13 protein-coding genes are annotated in these 18,374 nt (G+C 32.2%); 10 read left to right on the forward strand and 3 right to left on the reverse strand.

What is annotated here, in order from left to right; genetic code table 11:
* Positions 1 to 65: 65 nt before the first annotated feature.
* Entirely contained in the window at positions 66 to 1,922 is a 1,857-nt protein-coding gene (locus IEW40_RS07395; RefSeq protein WP_188617426.1) for a TlpA family protein disulfide reductase, read from the reverse strand.
* Between the two features lie 466 nt (positions 1,923 to 2,388).
* On the opposite strand from IEW40_RS07395, the gene IEW40_RS07400 reads away from it, so the two are divergent.
* Both IEW40_RS07400 and IEW40_RS07405 read left to right on the forward strand, forming a co-directional pair.
* Entirely contained in the window at positions 2,389 to 3,087 is a 699-nt protein-coding gene (locus IEW40_RS07400) for a sensor histidine kinase (RefSeq protein WP_188617427.1), read from the forward strand.
* Positions 3,084 to 3,782: a LytR/AlgR family response regulator transcription factor gene (locus tag IEW40_RS07405; RefSeq protein ID WP_188617428.1), complete on the forward strand. Its 699-nt coding sequence runs from the start codon at positions 3,084 to 3,086 to the stop codon at positions 3,780 to 3,782. The genes IEW40_RS07400 and IEW40_RS07405 overlap by 4 nt, the downstream gene beginning before the upstream one ends.
* A 52-nt stretch (positions 3,783 to 3,834) precedes the next feature.
* Here the strand turns inward: IEW40_RS07405 and IEW40_RS07410 are convergent, their stop codons facing one another.
* A complete protein-coding gene (locus tag IEW40_RS07410) occupies positions 3,835 to 6,108 on the reverse strand; it encodes an aconitate hydratase (protein ID WP_188617429.1) in 2,274 nt (757 codons plus the stop codon).
* Positions 6,109 to 6,390: 282 nt separating this feature from the next.
* Positions 6,391 to 9,171: a bifunctional aconitate hydratase 2/2-methylisocitrate dehydratase gene (locus tag IEW40_RS07415; protein WP_188617430.1), complete on the reverse strand. Its 2,781-nt coding sequence runs from the start codon at positions 9,169 to 9,171 to the stop codon at positions 6,391 to 6,393.
* Positions 9,172 to 9,468: 297 nt separating this feature from the next.
* Here IEW40_RS07415 and IEW40_RS14270 point away from each other — a divergent pair, with 297 nt between their 5' ends.
* From IEW40_RS14270 to IEW40_RS07455, 8 genes are all read left to right on the forward strand, one after another.
* Complete coding sequence (locus tag IEW40_RS14270; RefSeq protein WP_188617431.1) at positions 9,469 to 9,837, forward strand: DUF2752 domain-containing protein; 369 nt, start codon at positions 9,469 to 9,471, stop codon at positions 9,835 to 9,837.
* A gap of 309 nt (positions 9,838 to 10,146) precedes the next feature.
* The gene (locus IEW40_RS07425) at positions 10,147 to 12,249 is read left to right on the forward strand and encodes a TonB-dependent receptor (RefSeq protein WP_188617432.1); all 2,103 of its coding nucleotides are present in this window, start codon (positions 10,147 to 10,149) and stop codon (positions 12,247 to 12,249) included.
* 207 nt (positions 12,250 to 12,456) lie between these two features.
* The gene (locus tag IEW40_RS07430) at positions 12,457 to 13,584 is read left to right on the forward strand and encodes a T9SS type A sorting domain-containing protein (protein ID WP_188617433.1); all 1,128 of its coding nucleotides are present in this window, start codon (positions 12,457 to 12,459) and stop codon (positions 13,582 to 13,584) included.
* A 103-nt stretch (positions 13,585 to 13,687) separates the two neighbouring features.
* Complete coding sequence (locus IEW40_RS07435; protein ID WP_188617434.1) at positions 13,688 to 14,431, forward strand: T9SS type A sorting domain-containing protein; 744 nt, start codon at positions 13,688 to 13,690, stop codon at positions 14,429 to 14,431.
* Positions 14,432 to 14,519: 88 nt separating this feature from the next.
* The gene (locus IEW40_RS07440; protein ID WP_188617435.1) at positions 14,520 to 15,206 is read left to right on the forward strand and encodes a hypothetical protein; all 687 of its coding nucleotides are present in this window, start codon (positions 14,520 to 14,522) and stop codon (positions 15,204 to 15,206) included.
* Positions 15,207 to 15,220: 14 nt separating this feature from the next.
* Positions 15,221 to 15,733 carry an acyl-CoA thioesterase gene (locus IEW40_RS07445; protein WP_188617436.1) on the forward strand — a complete coding sequence of 171 codons (513 nt, stop codon included), beginning with the start codon at positions 15,221 to 15,223 and terminating at the stop codon, positions 15,731 to 15,733.
* A gap of 137 nt (positions 15,734 to 15,870) precedes the next feature.
* Positions 15,871 to 16,806 carry a 2-hydroxyacid dehydrogenase gene (locus IEW40_RS07450; protein WP_188617437.1) on the forward strand — a complete coding sequence of 312 codons (936 nt, stop codon included), beginning with the start codon at positions 15,871 to 15,873 and terminating at the stop codon, positions 16,804 to 16,806.
* 167 nt (positions 16,807 to 16,973) lie between these two features.
* Complete coding sequence (locus IEW40_RS07455) at positions 16,974 to 18,230, forward strand: serine hydrolase domain-containing protein (RefSeq protein ID WP_188617438.1); 1,257 nt, start codon at positions 16,974 to 16,976, stop codon at positions 18,228 to 18,230.
* Positions 18,231 to 18,374 lie beyond the last annotated feature (144 nt).

The raw sequence follows: 18,374 nt of genomic DNA on the forward strand, positions 1-18,374 counted from the left end.
TTGTTACATCAAAAAAGTCACTCTTTTTTTAGAGTGACTTTAATAAGTTTTTTTTTAAGATAATTTTATAAATTTTCTGCAATTAATGCTCCTAAATTGCCGTCATAACCTTCGCTTCTTGAAATGATATTTCCTTCTTTGTTAATTATTATTTCGCAAGGAACTCCTTTGATTTTAAAGCTTTGTGCAACTTTGTCATCTAAGTCTAACAATACATTGAATGTGTATTTGTTGTCAGAAATAAATTTTGCTACTGTTTTTTTAACGTCTTCAGGTTTTTTGTTTTCTTGTACATCTACAAAGAAAAACTCTACATCTTTACCTTTATATTGATTCACTAATTCTTGCATATGAGGAAGTGAAGATCTGCAAGGACCACACCAAGTCCCCCAGAAATCAAGCACTACAATTTTCCCTTTGTAATCAGATAGTTTTACTGTTTTTCCTTCTAAATTTGTTAATGAAAAATCTTTGGCTTTTAAATCACCACCGTAATATTTATAGAGTTCTTGTTGCGCTTTTTTAGTTGCTATTTTTTTGTTTTCTGTTCTTAATTTTTCAATTTCTTGGGTTGGTAGATTTTGAGATTGGTAAATTTCAGATAGTTTATGGTATAGATTATCACTTATATTATTTTCTTTCAATAAGTTATAGATGTAGTTTTTTACAAAATCGTTTCCTTTTACTTTTTCTGCTGATAAAACGTATCTTTCTCTATTGCTGTCATCTATAAAATCAAAATTGATAAACTTACTTTGTTCAGCGAATGCTTCTTGGTATCTTTTCTGCTTATAAAGTATCATTCCTAGGGCATCAGTATAGAACATAAATTTTTGGTCATAGTTAGATTGGGCATCATATTCATTCAGAGTATTTATCTTTTCACTGTATATTTCTAGTGATTTTCTTGCGAGTTTTTCTGCAAAATCTAGGTCTTTTCCTTCAGAATTGATGCGGTCTCCGTCTGCAAGCTTCCAAGCAGTTTCATTATATAAATTTGCAGTAAGCCAATTATTAGAAATTTCTTTTTCAAATTTTTCTATTCTCTCCCAATTTTTTTCTTCAATTGCTTTTTTAAGTAAAACTGTTCTAATTTGGTCAATGGTTTGTATGTCATAAAAATGTTTTGAATATTTTTGAAACTCAGAGATAAATTGATTGACTATAGTTTCATCTAATTGAAAATCAGGTTGTCTTATTTTGTCAAAAAAACTATCAGAAAATTTAGATTTAGCTAAAAGTCCTTTGGGATATTTTTCTAAAATGATTTTAGAAAGTTGCTCTTCTTTGTCGAAATTATTTGCATTTCTATAATAAAAGATTGCTTTGACTAAACTATTTTCGTCCTCTTTATTTTCCAATTCTTTCGCATATTTTTCGGATAACAATTTTCCTTTTTCTGGATTAGCTTTATTTACAGCAATTAGATATTTAAAATAAGTTTCAGAGTAATCTTTTAATTTAGGATAGGTCTTAAATAAGTTTTCAAATTCTGATGATAATTTGGCATCAGGATAATTGAGTTTAAAAACATAATTAGCAAATTCCATCAAAATGAGTCTGTCTGCTTCTGGTTCTCCATTTTTAGTATTTTTTAAATAATAAGTAAATGCTTTGTCTTCATTTTTATCGGTATAAGTTTCATTGTTATTTTTGAAAATCATCATTACCGTTTTTATAGAATCAGGGAGTTTAATGGTGAACTCATATTTAGAATTCACTTTTTTTAGTGGTGATTTTCTTTCTCCGATACTGCTTATGTAATTGGCATATACATTATCTGGAACATTGATTCCTTTTTCTGGTTCATAAATAAATACGTTTTCTTTGCCAGATACAACTTTGTTTTTAGGGTAGATTTTAGAATTTTGCGAGAAGCTAAGAATACTTAATAAAGTAAACAAAATGGTTATTTTTTTCATTTTAGATTGATTTTTATTCAAAATTATATTTTAATAGCTTAATACGATTGTTAAAATCTGCTAAAACTTACATTTCCTCTATCAATACTTTTTGCAGATAAAAATGAGGGTTTTGTAGAAAAGCACTATACTTTTCTAGGATATAAATACTAATTTTGTAAGAATGAGAAAGTTCACATTGCCACTTATACATATTATAGTCTGGGTATATTTATTTTATACTATGCTTTTTATTAGTGTAGAAGACGAATCCATATTTGCCAGCCTTTTAACATATTCTACGATTTTAATAAATGTAGCAACTTTTTATTTTAATTATTTTTTTATTTTACCAAAAATCACGTATAATCCAAATACCAAAAAAACAGTAATAAGTATAGTTATTATTATTTTGTTTTATGTTTTTCTGAAATATTTCATAGAAGAAATTTTAATTATTAAAATTTTAAAAACAAAAGTTCTATATATGAAAGACAGTTTTATTTGGTTTTTAAATTTCAGTATTATTCAATCTACCATGCCAATTTTGTTCAGTAGTTTTATATGGTTTATTGACAATTCTTTCAAAGTTGAAAAAGAAAGACAAGAATTACTCCAACAAAAAAACGAAGCCGAAATGTCTCTTCTGAAATCACAAATCAATCCGCATTTTATTTTTAATACCCTTAATAATATTTATTCTCTAGTCAATCAAAAGTCTGATAAATCTCTGAATGCCATAGAAAAATTGGGAGATTTGTTAAGGTTTTCTACTACAGAAATTAGAAAAGACTTTACCAGTTTACATGATGAAATTCAATATCTTAAAAATTATATAGATTTAGAAAGTTTAAGGATTTCTACCCCAGAAAATATTCTTTTTGAAGATAAAACAGAGAATAAAGATTTGAAAATTGCACCAATGATTCTCATTCCGTTTGTTGAAAATGTTTTCAAACACGGTAATTTGAGAGATTTTCCGCTTGAAATTTCCATTGAAACAAAAGCGAACCAATTGTTATTTCATCAAAAAAATAAAATTTCAAACTTAGAAAAAGATAAAAGTTCAGGAATTGGAATTGAAAACGTAAAAAAACGACTTTCCATTATTTATCCAGATAAGCATCAACTTGAAATTTTGAATGATGGTGAGTTTTACGAAGTAAATTTGATGGTAAATTTATGAAAATTAAATGTTTAATAATTGATGATGAACCTCTAGCAATTCGTTTGTTAGAAGATTATATTTCTAAAACCTATTTTTTGGAGTTCGGGTTCTCTACGGTAAATCCGCTGATGGGTTTACAAAAAATGAAAGAAGAATCTTATGATTTGGTTTTTCTAGATATTCAGATGCCAGAACTTAATGGGATGGATTTTTTGAAAATCATTAAAAATAAAACGCCCATCATTCTTACAACAGCCTATTCTGATTTCGCCCTAGAAAGTTATGAATACGGAGTGGTGGATTATCTCTTGAAGCCCATTTCTTATGACAGATTTTACAAAAGTGTTTTGAGGGTTAAAGATCGATTTTTAGAGAATTCTTCAGAAAAATCAATCATAGAAGAAAATGATTTTTTCTTTGTAAAATCTGAAGGGAAAAAAGTAAAAGTACATTTTCAAGAAATTCTTTATATAGAAGGTTTGCGAGATTATGTGAATATAAAAACCACGTCAGACGAGTTTATCATTTTAGAAAATCTTAAAAACTTAGAAAATTTGCTTCCTAAATATTTTAAAAGAATTCATAAATCGTATATTGTAAATCTTCAGAAAATCACTTCTATTGATGGCAATAAGGTTTTTATAGAAAAATTTCCCATAAATATTGGCGAAACTTATAAAGTGTCTTTTCAGAATTGGTTTAAGAGCCAATAAAAAACCACCCGAAAAACTTCGAGTGGCAATCAATATATTTAAAAATCTAATTTTAAGAATTTTTGGCCTCTTCCGCAATCAAATTCAAAGCAGAACCCGCTCTAAACCATCCAATTTGCTGCTCATTATACGTGTGATTAGCAAGAATGGTATCTGTAGTTCCGTCTGCGTGTGTTATTAAAATTTGAAGTGGAGTATTTGGTGCGAAGCTTTCCAAATTGATGAAGTCAAAAGTATCATCTTCCAAAATCTTATCATAATCTTCAGGATTGGCAAAAGTTAGTGCCAACATACCTTGTTTTTTAAGATTCGTTTCGTGGATTCTCGCAAAAGATTTTACCAAAACCGCTTTTACACCAAGATGTCTTGGTTCCATAGCAGCGTGCTCTCTAGAAGAACCTTCACCGTAATTTTGGTCTCCCACTACAATAGAAGGTACGCCAGCTGCTTTATAAGCTCTTTGTACAGCAGGAACTTCGCCATATTCTCCAGTCAATTGGTTTTTAACTCTATTGGTTTCTTTGTTATAGAAATTTAATGCGCCAATCAACATATTATTAGAAATGTTGTCCAAGTGGCCTCTATATTTTAACCAAGGTCCAGCCATAGAAATATGGTCTGTAGTGCACTTTCCTTCTGCTTTAATCAGAAGTCTTGCACCCGTAATATTTTTACCATCCCAAGGCGCGAAAGGTTCTAGCAATTGCAATCTATCAGAAGTAGGCGAAACGATAACTTCAACAGAAGAGCCATCTTCTGCAGGAGCTTGATAGCCATTGTCTTCTACAGCAAAACCTTTAGCTGGTAATTCATCGCCTTTAGGTTCTGCTAATTTTATTTGTTCACCATTTTGGTTGGTTAAAGTATCAGTAATTGGGTTAAAATCTAATCTTCCAGAAATTGCTACAGCAGCTACCATTTCAGGAGAAGCTACGAAAGCGTGAGTATTTGGGTTACCATCTGCTCTTTTTGCGAAATTTCTATTGAAAGAGTGAATGATTGAGTTTTTTTCTTGTTTTTCAGCGCCTTCTCTGTCCCATTGTCCGATACAAGGTCCACAAGCATTGGTAAATATTCTAGAATTTTCAAATTTTTGGAAACTAGCAATTAATCCATCTCTTTCTGCGGTATATCTTACTTGTTCAGAACCTGGGTTGATACCTAAGATAGCTTTTGGTTTTACTCCTTTTGCTACGGCATCTTCTACAATAGAGGCTGCTCTAGATAAATCTTCGTAAGAAGAGTTGGTACAAGAGCCTATTAATGCCCATTCTATATCAAGAGGCCAATCATTTTTTATTGCTTTTTCTCTAAATTCTGCAACTGGAGTTGCTAAATCTGGAGTGAATGGACCGTTAAGATGCGGAGTTAATTCAGAAAGGTTGATTTCAATGACTTGATCGAAATATTTTTCGGGTTCTGTATACACTTCTGCATCGCCAGTTAAGTGTTCTGCAATTTTATCAGCAGCATCTACTACGTCTTGTCTTCCTGTTGCAGCAAGATATCTTCTCATAGAATCATCATACCCGAAAGTAGAAGTGGTAGCACCAATTTCTGCACCCATATTACAGATAGTTCCTTTACCAGTAGCAGACATTGCAATAGCACCTTCGCCGAAATATTCTACAATAGCACCCGTTCCACCTTTTACGGTAAGAATACCTGCAACTTTCAATATTACGTCTTTTGGAGCAGTCCAACCGTTTAATTTTCCATTTAATTTTACCCCAATCAATTTTGGCATTTTAAGTTCCCAGGCCATTCCTGCCATTACATCTACAGCGTCAGCTCCACCAACACCTATGGCAACCATACCTAAACCTCCCGCGTTTACGGTGTGAGAATCGGTGCCAATCATCATTCCACCAGGAAAAGCGTAGTTTTCTAAAATTACTTGGTGAATAATACCCGCTCCTGGTTTCCAGAAACCAATACCATATTTATTACAAATAGATGAAAGGAAGTTAAAAACTTCGTTGTTCTTATTAAGAGCTTCTTGTAGATCCTTGTCCGCACCAATTTTTGCTTGAATTAAGTGATCTGCGTGTGCTGTAGATGGTACAGCAACTTTGGATTTACCAGCTTGCATAAACTGTAAAAGCGCCATTTGAGCCGTTGCGTCTTGCATAGCCACTCTATCCGGAGCAAAATCTACGTAAGAATTTCCTCTTTCGTATGCTTCTGTAGCATTACCTTGCCAAAGGTGTGCGTAAAGAATTTTTTCTGCTAGTGTAAGAGGTTTTCCTACCACTTTTCTAGCTGCTGCTATTCTTTCTGGGTAGCGCTCATACACTTTTTTAATCATGTCAATGTCAAATGTCATATCATTTATTTTTTATGATTAGGTCTGCATTAGTTATCTAAATGCCGTATATTGGTGTTGTTTTTACATCAAATTTTATTCCTACATAATTGCTAAAGTATTAAAAGAGTCTATGATTCGAATTATTAATACCTATTAATTCTTGAATGAAATTGAATTTTATGTAAGGCTAAAATTAATATTATTCTGTGAAATATTAGGAATTAAAACAAAAAAATGGAAGACTTCATAAGAAATCTTCCATTGTTATTTAAAAATCTTTCGGCTTTAAATTAAAATAAATTAATGTCCAACTGTTACCAATTCTTTGATTGATGGAACAAATGTAGTTAAGTCGATGCCTTCTACAGCTTCTTTGTATTCTTCGATACTTGGTATTCTGCCTTTGATAGCTGATAAAACAACTACTGGAGTAGAAGCTAATAGAGATTCTCCTTTTTTACGTTCAGAATCTTCTACTACTCTTCCTTGGAAAAGGCGAGTAGAAGTTGCCAGAACAGTATCTCCTTTCTCTGCTTTTTCTTGGTTGCCCATACATAGGTTACAACCAGGACGTTCTAGGTACATCATATTTTCATATTGAGTTCTAGCTTCGCTTTTCGGAGCGGCATCATTAAATTCAAAACCAGAATATTTTTCTAATAATTCCCAATCACCTTCAGCTTTTAACTCATCTATGATATTATAAGTAGGAGCAGCAACTACAAGAGGCGCTTTGAATTCTACTTTACCATTTTGTTTTTCAAGGTTTCTCAACATTTGAGATACGATTTTAAGGTCACCTTTGTGAACCATACAAGAACCTACGAAACCAAGGTCAACTTTTTTCTGACCGCCGTAATACGTAAGGTCTCTGATGGTATCGTGAGTATATCTTTTGGAAACATCATCGTTATTTACATCTGGATCAGCAATCATTGGCTCTACGATTTGTTCAAGGTCTACCACTACTTCAGCATAATATTTTGCGTTAGCATCAGGAGTTAAAGCAGGTTTTTCACCAGACTTAATTTCAGCGATTCTCTTATCTGCCTTGTTAATTAATCCTTGAAGAACTTGTTTGCTATTGTCCATTCCTTTATCAATCATAATTTGGATTCTGCTTTTTGCAATTTCCAATGATTCGATTAAAGTATCGTCTTCAGAGATACAGATAGAAGCTTTAGCTTTCATTTCTGCAGTCCAGTCTGTAAATGTAAATGCTTGATCGGCAGGAAGTGTACCGATGTGAACTTCGATAATTCTACCTTGGAAAACGTTCTCTCCATCAAATTGTTTCAACATTTGAGCTTGTGTAGCGTGTACAACATCACGGAAATCCATATGAGGCTTCATATTTCCTTTGAAAGTAACTTTTACAGATTCAGGGATTGGCATTGATGCTTCACCAGTTGCCAGAGCCAAAGCTACAGTTCCAGAGTCAGCTCCGAAAGCCACTCCTTTAGACATTCTAGTGTGAGAGTCACCACCAATGATGATGGCCCATTCATCTACAGTAATATCGTTAAGAACTTTGTGAATAACGTCTGTCATTGCGTGGTATTCACCTTTCGGGTCACGTGCAGTGATTACTCCGAAATCGTTCATAAATTTCATTAATTTAGGGATATTAGCTTGTGCTTTTTTATCCCAAACTGAAGCTGTGTGACATCCTGACTGGTACGCACCGTCCACAATTGGAGAAATTACTGTAGCAGCCATAGATTCTAGTTCCTGAGCGGTCATTAGACCTGTAGTGTCCTGAGAACCAACGATATTAACTTCAACTCTTACGTCAGAACCTGCGTGTAAAACTTTACCTTCTGGAACGCCAACTGCATTTCTATTAAAGATTTTTTCAACAGCGGTAAGTCCTTGTCCTTCGATAGAAATTTCTTTAGACGGTGCAAAAACAGTAGGAGCAGTAATGCCTAAAGTTTTAGCTGCAAATGTTTGGATTTTCTTACCAAAAACAATTGCGTATGAACCACCTGCTTTGATAAATTCTAATTTTTGAGGAGTAAATGATTTTGAAATATCTTTCAACTCAACATCTCCGTTGTATAATTTTTTTGTTTTGGTGTTAATTGTGAGGACAGTTCCTGTAGCTACAGAATATTTCTCTTCTAAAATAATGTCACCATTTTCGTTTCTTACAGGGTTGCCATTTTCGTCTGTTTTCTTTACCCAGTTTTGAAGGTCGATTCCAATACCACCCGTTACGTCAACTGTAGTTAAGAAAATTGGAGAAATACCATTGGTTCCAGCTACAATAGGAGCTATATTAACGAATGGGATATAAGGGCTTGCTTGTTTTCCTGTCCAAAGTGCAACGTTGTTTACCCCAGACATTCTAGACGATCCTACACCCATTGTTCCTTTTTCTGCGATGAGCATTACGCTAGCATCTGGATGTTGTGCTTGCAATGCTTTTATTTCTTCTTGTTGAGCAGGAGTCATCATACATTTTCCGTGCAATTCACGGTCAGAACGAGAGTGCGCTTGATTTCCTGGAGATAATAAATCGGTTGAAATATCACCTTCAGCAGCAATGTAAGTCACTACTTTAATTTCTTCTGGAACATCTGGAAGTTTGGTGAAAAATTCTGCTTTTGCGTAGCTTTCAAGGATTTCTCTTGCTATTGGATTGTCGTTTTTAAAAGCATCTTTCAGTCTATCTGTGTCTGCTTCATAAAGGAAAACTTGTGTTTTAAGAACTTCCGCAGCTTTTTTTGCATTCTCGGTATTGTCTCCTAAAGCCAAGTCTAGCAATACTTTGATAGACGGTCCTCCTTTCATATGAGAAAGTAGTTCAAAGGCAAAATCTGGTGTGATTTCTTCTACTGAAGAGGCTCCTGTAATTATTTCTTTTAAAAACTGAGCCTTTGCACCAGCCGCAGGGGTAGTGCCCGGAAGTGTATTGTAAATGAAAAATTTCAAAGAGTCAGCTCTGTGTTCGTTGGCTTGATCTTTAATTTGCTCGATGATTGCGCTTAGTAAATCTGCACTGTCAATAGGTTTTGGGTGAAGACCTTGTGCTTTTCTTTCTTCGATTTCCTGGATGTAATCCTGATAAATATTCATAATTTTTGTTATCTTTTCAAACTTAATAATAGATGGTTTACTTTTACTGAAAAGTAAATTTTCATGATGATAAATTGATTGTTTTCTAGAAAGTTAGTTGTTTAAATCTTCTAGATGAGATGTTGTTTAGAACTTCTTTTTTCGTTCAAATATTTATAATCATCAATCCTTTTTATAAGGTTTTCAAAAATAAGAAATTTTAATTTTCAGAGGATATATTTTCAGAAAATTTTATAAATAAAGCATATATTTTAAATCAATCTTGTAAAATATAAAGTTTAGAATTACATTTGTTTTATGTACAAGGATAAAAAAAATTGGTTTTTTGTAGTAACAATATTGTTAATAGTGGGTTATTATTATCTTCTCAACCCTTATGAACAAAAGGATTTTTTTATTTCTTGTCCGTTTTATAATGTTACTGGCTATCAGTGTCCAGGCTGTGGAAGCCAAAGAGCTTTCCATGAGGTTTTGCATTTTAATTTTATAGAGGCTTTTAAGCAAAATGCATTGTTTTTGTTGTCTATTCCTTATGTTTTGTTGATTATATTCACTAGTTTTAACAAAGAAAAACACCAAAAATTGCGGTCAATATTACTTGGGAATAAGACTTTGCTATTTTTATTGATCATTTCAGTTCTTTTTGGGGTTTTTAGAAATTTGTAATTACTCTTTGTTTTTAAAATATTGGTTCTGAGAATAACGGGATTGCGCCCCGAGTTGAGCGGAACTCTCCCGAGAAAATATTTTTTAAGAAATTAAAAAATATTTTCTCGGGAAGTGGGAGCGGAACGAGGAGATTTGGCGCCATAAAAAAAATTATTATCTTTGCCGTAAGAAAAAGGGGTGCTGTAATAGGCTGAGATTATACCCAAAGAACCTAGAACAGGTAATGCTGTTTAGGGAAACGTCTTTGATGTATTTTTCGCACGTGGCATCCTTTTGTTCGATTTGTTTAATTTTAAAAAAATCAGAATGAAAGGATTTATTATTTTAGGGCTTAGCGCAAGCTCTGTTTTGTCTGCGCAAACAGATTCTACGCAGATTAAAGAAATTCAGGAGGTGAGCTTCACGAGAAGGCTGCCAGTTTCCAAAGAAATTATTAACGTACAAAAGGATTTGGGTTCTAGAAATTTAGGTCAAGATTTGCCTATTTTGCTTAAGAACCAAATGTCTGTTGTGGCAACTTCTGATGCGGGAAATGGTGTCGGTTACACTGGTTTCAGAATTAGAGGAACCGCAGGAACAAGCATAAATGTAATGCTAAACGGTGTTCCGTATAATGATTCTGAAAGCCAAGGAACTTTTTTTGTGAATATTCCTGATATGGCGAGTTCGGCATCGCAGATTGTGATACAGCGTGGTGTGGGAACATCTAGTAATGGAACGGCTAGCTTCGGGGCGAGTGTGAATATTTTGACGAAAGATCCAGAAAAAAAACCTTACGCTTTAGGGCAATTTAGTGCGGGTAGTTTTAATACGATGAAAACGTCTTTTGAAGCGGGAACAGGTAAGTTTTTGAATAATATGCTTTCGGTTTCTGCGAGGTATTCTACCATAAATTCTGATGGATATATTGATAGGGCTTTTTCTAAACTGAGTTCTTACAACATCAATGCGTTGTTTGAAAAAGGAAATACCAAATTGAGATTTTTGACTTTTGGTGGAAAAGAAAAAACCTACCAAGCATGGAACGGAATAGATGCAGCTACATATGAAACCAATCCGAAATTTAATTATTCAGGCGCAATTTATGATGCTAATGGAAATATCACTGATTTTTATGACAATGAAACGGATAACTATTGGCAAAAGCATTACCATTTACTTTGGGAACAAAAATTTTCGGAAAAATGGAATTTAGAAACCACGTTTCACTATACCGATGGTAAAGGATATTATGAAAATTACAAACAAGACGCAAAGTTTTCTAAATATGATTTGCCGAACATCACCGAAAATGGAAACACCATTACCAGAACAGATTTTATCAGAAAAAAATGGTTAGATAATGATTTTTATGGTGTAGTTTCTAATCTTTATGGGAATTTTGAAAGTCTAAATTTGAATTTCGGAGTAACTGCTAATCAATATTTCGGAAGGCATTTTGGGAATGTTTCTGGGGTAAAATACACCAATATTTCTGAACATGAATACTATAGAAATAATGCATTAAAGAACGAAGTTTCAGTTTTTGCCAAAGCGATTTATAAATTTAATCAATTTGAATTTTTTGGGGATTTACAGGTTAGAAATATTGATTATAAAACCTATGTAATAGATGCAAATGCCGAAGAAGGTATGGATCTAACGCAAAAATGGACTTTCTTTAATCCGAAATTTGGATTGAATTACAAAATAGAAAATGGAAAAATTTTCTTCTCTTATGCGCAAGCACACAGAGAACCAAATAGAGATGATTTGTTTGCTAATCCTAATACAAAGCCAGAACAATTACACGATTTTGAATTGGGATTAGAGAAAACTTTTGGGAATTTAGCTTTTACCGCCAATGCTTATTATATGAATTACATTAATCAATTGGTTTTGAGTGGAGAAATCAATATGGTGGGTGAATTTATTAAAATTAATTCTGGTAAATCTTACAGATTAGGAATAGAATTGGGAGCTGTAGCCAAATTGTCTGAAAAGTTTACTGTTTCTGGAAATCTAACACTTAGCCAAAACAAAAACGTTGATTTTAAAATAGAAGGAAATAACTCTGTAACCGAACTAGGTAATGCGGCCATTTCTTTCTCTCCAAATATCATTACCAATGCAATGTTGCAATATAAACCAATAAAAAACTTACAACTCAGTCTTAATAATCAATACATAGGGAAACAATATCTAGACAATACTGAAACAAAAGAATTGCAGTTAAAAGATTATTTTTTGACGGATTTCAATGCTCAATATGAATTCAAAATTGCAAAACAAGAAGTGAGTTTGCAGTTTTTATTAAATAATATTTTTAATAAAAAATATGTAAATAATGGATTTGTGTACTATGGGCCTTATTATTATGCACAGGCAGGAAGAAATTTTATGCTAGGGCTTAATTTTAGGATAAACTAGTGGTTTTCAGTGAATTTTCTAATTTTTCTAATTTTTATTTAAAATATTGTTAATCAGCAATTTGTATTGTCTTATAAATGAGAAAATAAAAATTATTTCAGCTTAATAATTAGTTGAAAATCAATGAGTTTTGATTTTTTTTTGAAAAAAATTTTTTTATTTTAAATTTTTGTTAATTTTAGATTATTAATCCTAAAAAAAAATATTATGAAAAAACTTTTATTTTCTTTCTTATTTTCTGTTGTTTTTGGCCTATTTAGCTCACAATCAATTGGTCTGATTGGTGACTTTAATACGTGGTCAGGTGATGTAGTTATGGCTACTACGGATAATGTAAATTATACTCTCACTCACACTTTTACTGCAAATGGAGGCGTGAAGTTTAGACAAGATGGTGGTTGGGGCACTAACTGGGGAGGAACATCATTCCCAAGTGGAACAGGTGTGCTTAATTCTCCTAACAATATTCCAGTTACTCCAGGAACATACAACATCACTTTTAATAGAACAACTGGTGCATATAATTTTGTGTCAACTATTGTTTCTGATAATATTAGTTTCTATGGAGGGTTTAATAGCAATGCAACTCCAGGTGAATCTCTTTCTACACCAGATGGTATTACGTATTCTAAATCTGATTTTTATTTCAATGCTGCTAATGTTAAGTTCTATAAGTCAAATGCTCCAATTACAACATGGGGAGGAACTACATTCCCTTCTGGTAATGCTGTAGAAAATGGAGGAGATATTCCTTTGACATCTGGATATTACAATATAACCTTTAACAAAAACACTCTTGCTTATTCATTTGAAGCATCATCTGTCTCTCTTATTGGAGATGGTATTTCAGGAGGAGGTTGGACTACAGATATAGCTCTTACATCTACTGATGGAGGTAAAACCTTTACAAAATCAGGATTGCAACTTGTTGCAGGAGGAGTTAAGTTTAGAGTAAATAATGCTTGGGCAGTTAATTGGGGTGGCACAGCCTTTCCTTCAGGAACAGGTGATTTTAATAGCAGTAATAATATTCCTACAACAGCAGGAACTTATGATGTTACTTTCAACAGAGAAACCGCAGCTTATACATTTACAGCATCTACTATGGCAGTAGTCGATATTAATAAATCTAAATTTAAATCTTTTGTTTCAGAAGGAAAATTGTATACTTCTCAAAAAGGAAATGTAGATATTCAAGTGTATGATTTTAGTGGAAAATTAGTAAAAAAATTGAACGCTAATGTTTCATCAAACAACGGTTTAGAGCTAAATTTACCACAAAAAGGAAATTACTTAATAAAAATTAATAATGAAGTTGTAAAAATATCATATTAATTATAAAAAAAGAATTAATTTTACAAGGCTGCTATTTTTTAGCAGCCGTTTTTGAGATTAAACTTCACTAATAAAAGTATAATAACCTTAAAAATTTATAAATATGAAAAAATTTTATTTTTTAGTACTTACAATTTTATCCATTGGTTTTTTTAAAGCTCAAGGAGATGCAGGTATTTTTGAATCTTATGCTATTTTGAATATCAATGGAGCGGGTAATGTTTACTACGACTTACAAGCTACTACAGGGAATCCTGATTTTCAAGGAGCGGATTTGGGAACCTTCAATTCTGGTACTGAATCTTTAGTGTTTGCAGGCGGAGAAGTCAAGACTTGGAAAAACGGAGACGCTGATGTTACTGGTTCTAAAATGTTTTACAGAATAAGTTCTGGTACGCCATCAGGAGTATTTCAAAATTTAACCTTAGGATTTCAACAAGATTTGGGTTTTGGAGATCAGAAATGGGGAACTGTATCTGGAAGTCAGAACATCATACAAGGATTACCTATTGGGACCTATATGATTGAAGTCTATTCTGTAGCTTATACTAATAAAGGTGAAAAATATTCTAGTAACTCTGGCGCTAATTATAGAGCTTATTTTACCATTTCATCTAGTTTGTCAGTTGGGGATATCAGTAATGCTAAAACTAAATCTTTTGTTTCAGAAGGTAAACTGTATACTTCTCAAAAAGGGAATTTAGACATTCAAGTGTATGATTTCAGTGGTAAATTGGTTAAAAAACTAAATACTAATAGTTCTTCAAACGGGTTAGAACTTAACTTGCCTAAAAAAGGAAATTATTTGGTAAAAGTTAATAACGAAGTAGTGAAAATTGCTTATTAATCACCAATTATAGAAAAATGAGGCTGCTAAAATCTAGCAGCCTTTTTTTGTAATGTAACTCAATAAAAAATGTTAAATTTGTGCCGATATGAATTTAGGACAATATCTTTTTAGTTATCTGCAAGAAAAAGGAAGTGTAGAACTCCCTAATTTTGGCGTGTTTTCTCTACAGAAAAAATCAGCAATCCTAAATGAAAAAGAAGCTACACTTCTTCCGCCTACCTACGAAGTTTTTTTCGAAAGAAATGAAAATATTATTAACTCTGATTTTTCTAAATATATTTCTGAAAAATCAGAAGAAAATCTTTTCATTGTTCAGTCAAAATTAAAAGATCAAATACAATCTTGGAAACAAGAATTAGCAGAAAATAAAAAATTCTCGGTAGAAGAATTAGGAGAATTTTCTGAAGAGAACGGCAGCCTAAAACTTGCTTCTAAAAATAGTTTTGCACATAGTTCTAATTTTTTTGGACTCGAAGAAATCAACCTGAAAGAAATTAAAGAAAAAAAAGCAACAGCCGAAAAAAAAGACTCAGAAGACGATTATGTTTTTAGTAAGTCTATTCTTTGGGCTTTCCTTTTTATTATTCCTGTTGGTGGGATTCTTTTTTTAGCTCTTACGCATCAGGACAAAATTTTTGGCAAAAAATCTTTTGATATGAGTGTTAAAACTTCTACGCACAGAATAGAAGAAAAATCTGTGATTAAAAAAGATTCTGCAAAAAAAGATTCTACCAAGAGCCTTAAAAAAGACTCTTTGAAAACTTCTAAATAAATCTGAAATTTACAATGAAAAATAGTAAAAAATGTTCAGAATCACATACTGTGATGACTAATATCGTTTTGCCAAACGAAACCAATTCTCTTAATAATATGTTCGGGGGAGAACTTCTTGCCAGAATGGATAGAGCTGCCGCCATTGCTGCTTCTAGACATAGCCAATCTACTGTAGTTACTGCCTCTGTGAATCATGTTTCATTTAAATATCCCATTCCAGAAGGTGGCGTAGTAGTGGTAGAAGCACAAGTTTCTAGAGCTTTTTCTACATCTATGGAAATTTATTGTGATGTATGGTTAGACAACCCAATTACCAAAGAAAAAATACATACCAACGAAGGAATTTACACCTTTGTGGCGGTTGATAAAAATAACAAGCCTGTTTCTGTACCAGAATCAGAGCCCGAAACAGAACAAGAAATAGAAAGATACAATGCAGCACTCAGAAGAAAAGAACTTTCTCTAATCCTTTCCGGAAGAATGAAACCTGCAGATTCTGTTGAACTCAGAAAATTATTTGTTTAAATACCTTGGCTGTAATCGTGAAGCTGTGAAATCGTGAATTTGTAAAACTGTAAGATTGCAGTTTTATAGTGTTTTTTAATTTCTCAATAAACGATTTTACGGTTTTACAAATCAACAATTTTACTTTTTTAAAAAAAATGAAAATCTTACTTCTAGACCATAATCATCCATTAATTACAGAGCAACTTCTAGCCAAAGGTTTTATTTTGGAAGAAGATTTTACTTCATCATATGATGAGGTTTTACAAAAAATCGACCGTTATGACGGAATTATCATCAGAAGTAGAATTCCTCTTGATAAGAACTTTTTAGAAAATGCCAAAAATCTGAAATTTATCGCTAGAGTAGGTGCTGGAATGGAAAATATAGACCTAAATGCAGCTAAAGATTTAAGCATAGAATTGATTAATTCTCCAGAAGGCAATAGAGATTCTGTGGCAGAACATGTGGTAGCAATGCTTCTAATCCTTATGAATAGATTATTCATAGCTTCTATTGAAGTTAAAAATGGAATTTGGAAAAGAGAAGAAAATCGTGGAGATGAGCTTCTAGGTAAAACTTTCGGAATTATAGGTTATGGAAACATGGGGAAAGCTACCGCCAAAAGACTTTCTGGTTTTGGGGTAAAAGTAATTTTTCACGATATTTTGCCAGATTTAGGAGATGAATTTGCCACACAAGTTTCATTAGAAACATTGCAAAAAGAGGCTGATATTCTTAGCCTTCATATTCCTTTAGACAATTCTACTAAATATCTTGTAGATGAAAACTTCATCTCTAAAATGAATAAAAATTTCTATTTTGTAAATACTGCTAGAGGTAAAAATGTGAATACTTCTGCTTTGGTAAAAGCTATTAAAAATGGTAAAATTTTGGGAGCTGCATTAGATGTTTTAGAATATGAAAAGTCTTCTTTTGAAAATTTAGATTCTTCCTTGGATAATGAAGATTTGCAGTTTTTGCTCACTTCAGAAAAAGTGATTGTTACACCGCACATTGCAGGTTGGACCCATCAAAGCAAAGAAAAATTGGCGCAATTTATCGTAGATAAAATAGTAGCTAAGTTCTATTAGTTTTCTAAATTTCATTAAAATCAATATTCTACGATAATTTTTTACATTCTATCTAGAATTCAATAAATTATTTTTCATTTATTTTGTTAAAAAAATCTTAATGTTTTTGCTGTTTCTAGAATTTTATGTCAAAAATAGTAAATTGCCCAACCTAAAAAATACTTTAAATGAAGCAGAAATTTGTAGCATTTTTAATTCTTTTCTTTCTTTTAGTTTCTTGTAAAAAAGATGAAAATTCTTCTCTTAAGAATGATTTACCCAATTATGGTAATGTAGAGCTAGATGATGTTTTCAACAAAGAAGATTCAAAATTAATTAATGAATCAGAAATCGAAAATACATTACAACTTTACTATGATAAAGTATGGGAAAAAGGAGAATTAAGCGGAGGCTTTTTGGTAGCAAAAGGTGATAAAATTCTCTTCGAAAAATATAGAGGTTACGCCAAGGAAAATGACCAAATTCCCATCACAAAAAATGTTCCACTTCATGTAGCTTCTGTAAGTAAAACTTTGACCGCAATGGCGGTTCTTAAATTAGTAGAAGCGGGTAAAATAAAACTTCACCAAAAAGTAACCGATTTTTTTCCAAAATTTCCTTATCCTGAAGTAGAAGTTTTTCATCTAATTACGCACAGAAGTGGTCTCCCAAAATACGAATATGTAATTGATGAAATGAAGCTCAATCCGCCACATGGCAAATATTTTACCAATCAAGATGTACTAGATTTACTCATTAAAAATAAACCAGAACTCGCAAGAAATACCAATACAGGTTTTATGTATTGTAACACCAATTTTGCGCTTTTGGCATTAATTATAGAGAAAGTAACTAAAAATTCTTTTCCTATTGCCATGCAAAAGATGATTTTTCAACCATTGAAAATGAAACATTCTTATATTTTTCAACCGAAAGATTCTCTTAGAGCGGCTCAATCTTTTTATAATAGAGGAAACAAACTTTTTCCTAATGATAAGTTAGATTGGATTTATGGTGATAAAAACTGTTACACCACGCCAAGAGATTTGCTTAATTTTTCTAAAGCGATGTTTTCTGAAAAATTTTTAAGAAAAAGCCTCAAAGATTCTATTTTTCAACCTTACAGTAACGAAAGACCTGGTGTAAACAATTACGGAATGGGTTTTAGAATGAAGAATTTTGACAACGGCGAAAGATTAATTTATCATAACGGTTGGTGGCACGGTAGTAATTCTTCTTTTTCACATTTATTAAAATCTAAAGTCACCATTATTGCCATCGGGAATAGGTTTTCTGGTAGAGTGTATTCTGCATTGGCGCTTTCGGGGCTTTTTGAGGATTTTCCACCTGAAAAAGAAAAATTAGCAAAAGTTCTGAGTGATGAAAAAGAACAACCAAAAGAAATTTCTGAGCCAAAAGAAGTTTCAGGAGATGTAACTGAGTAAAAAAGTAAACTATTTTGAGTTATTTAATATATAGATTCATCATTTACTCCTTCTAATATATTTTTTACTCTTTCGGACGTGTTTTTTACTTATCTCAACCTTCAAAATACTAATCCAGATACGTTCAAGAATATTCCAGATAGG

Source organism: Cloacibacterium rupense, assembly GCF_014645495.1.
Lineage (GTDB): Bacteria > Bacteroidota > Bacteroidia > Flavobacteriales > Weeksellaceae > Cloacibacterium > Cloacibacterium rupense.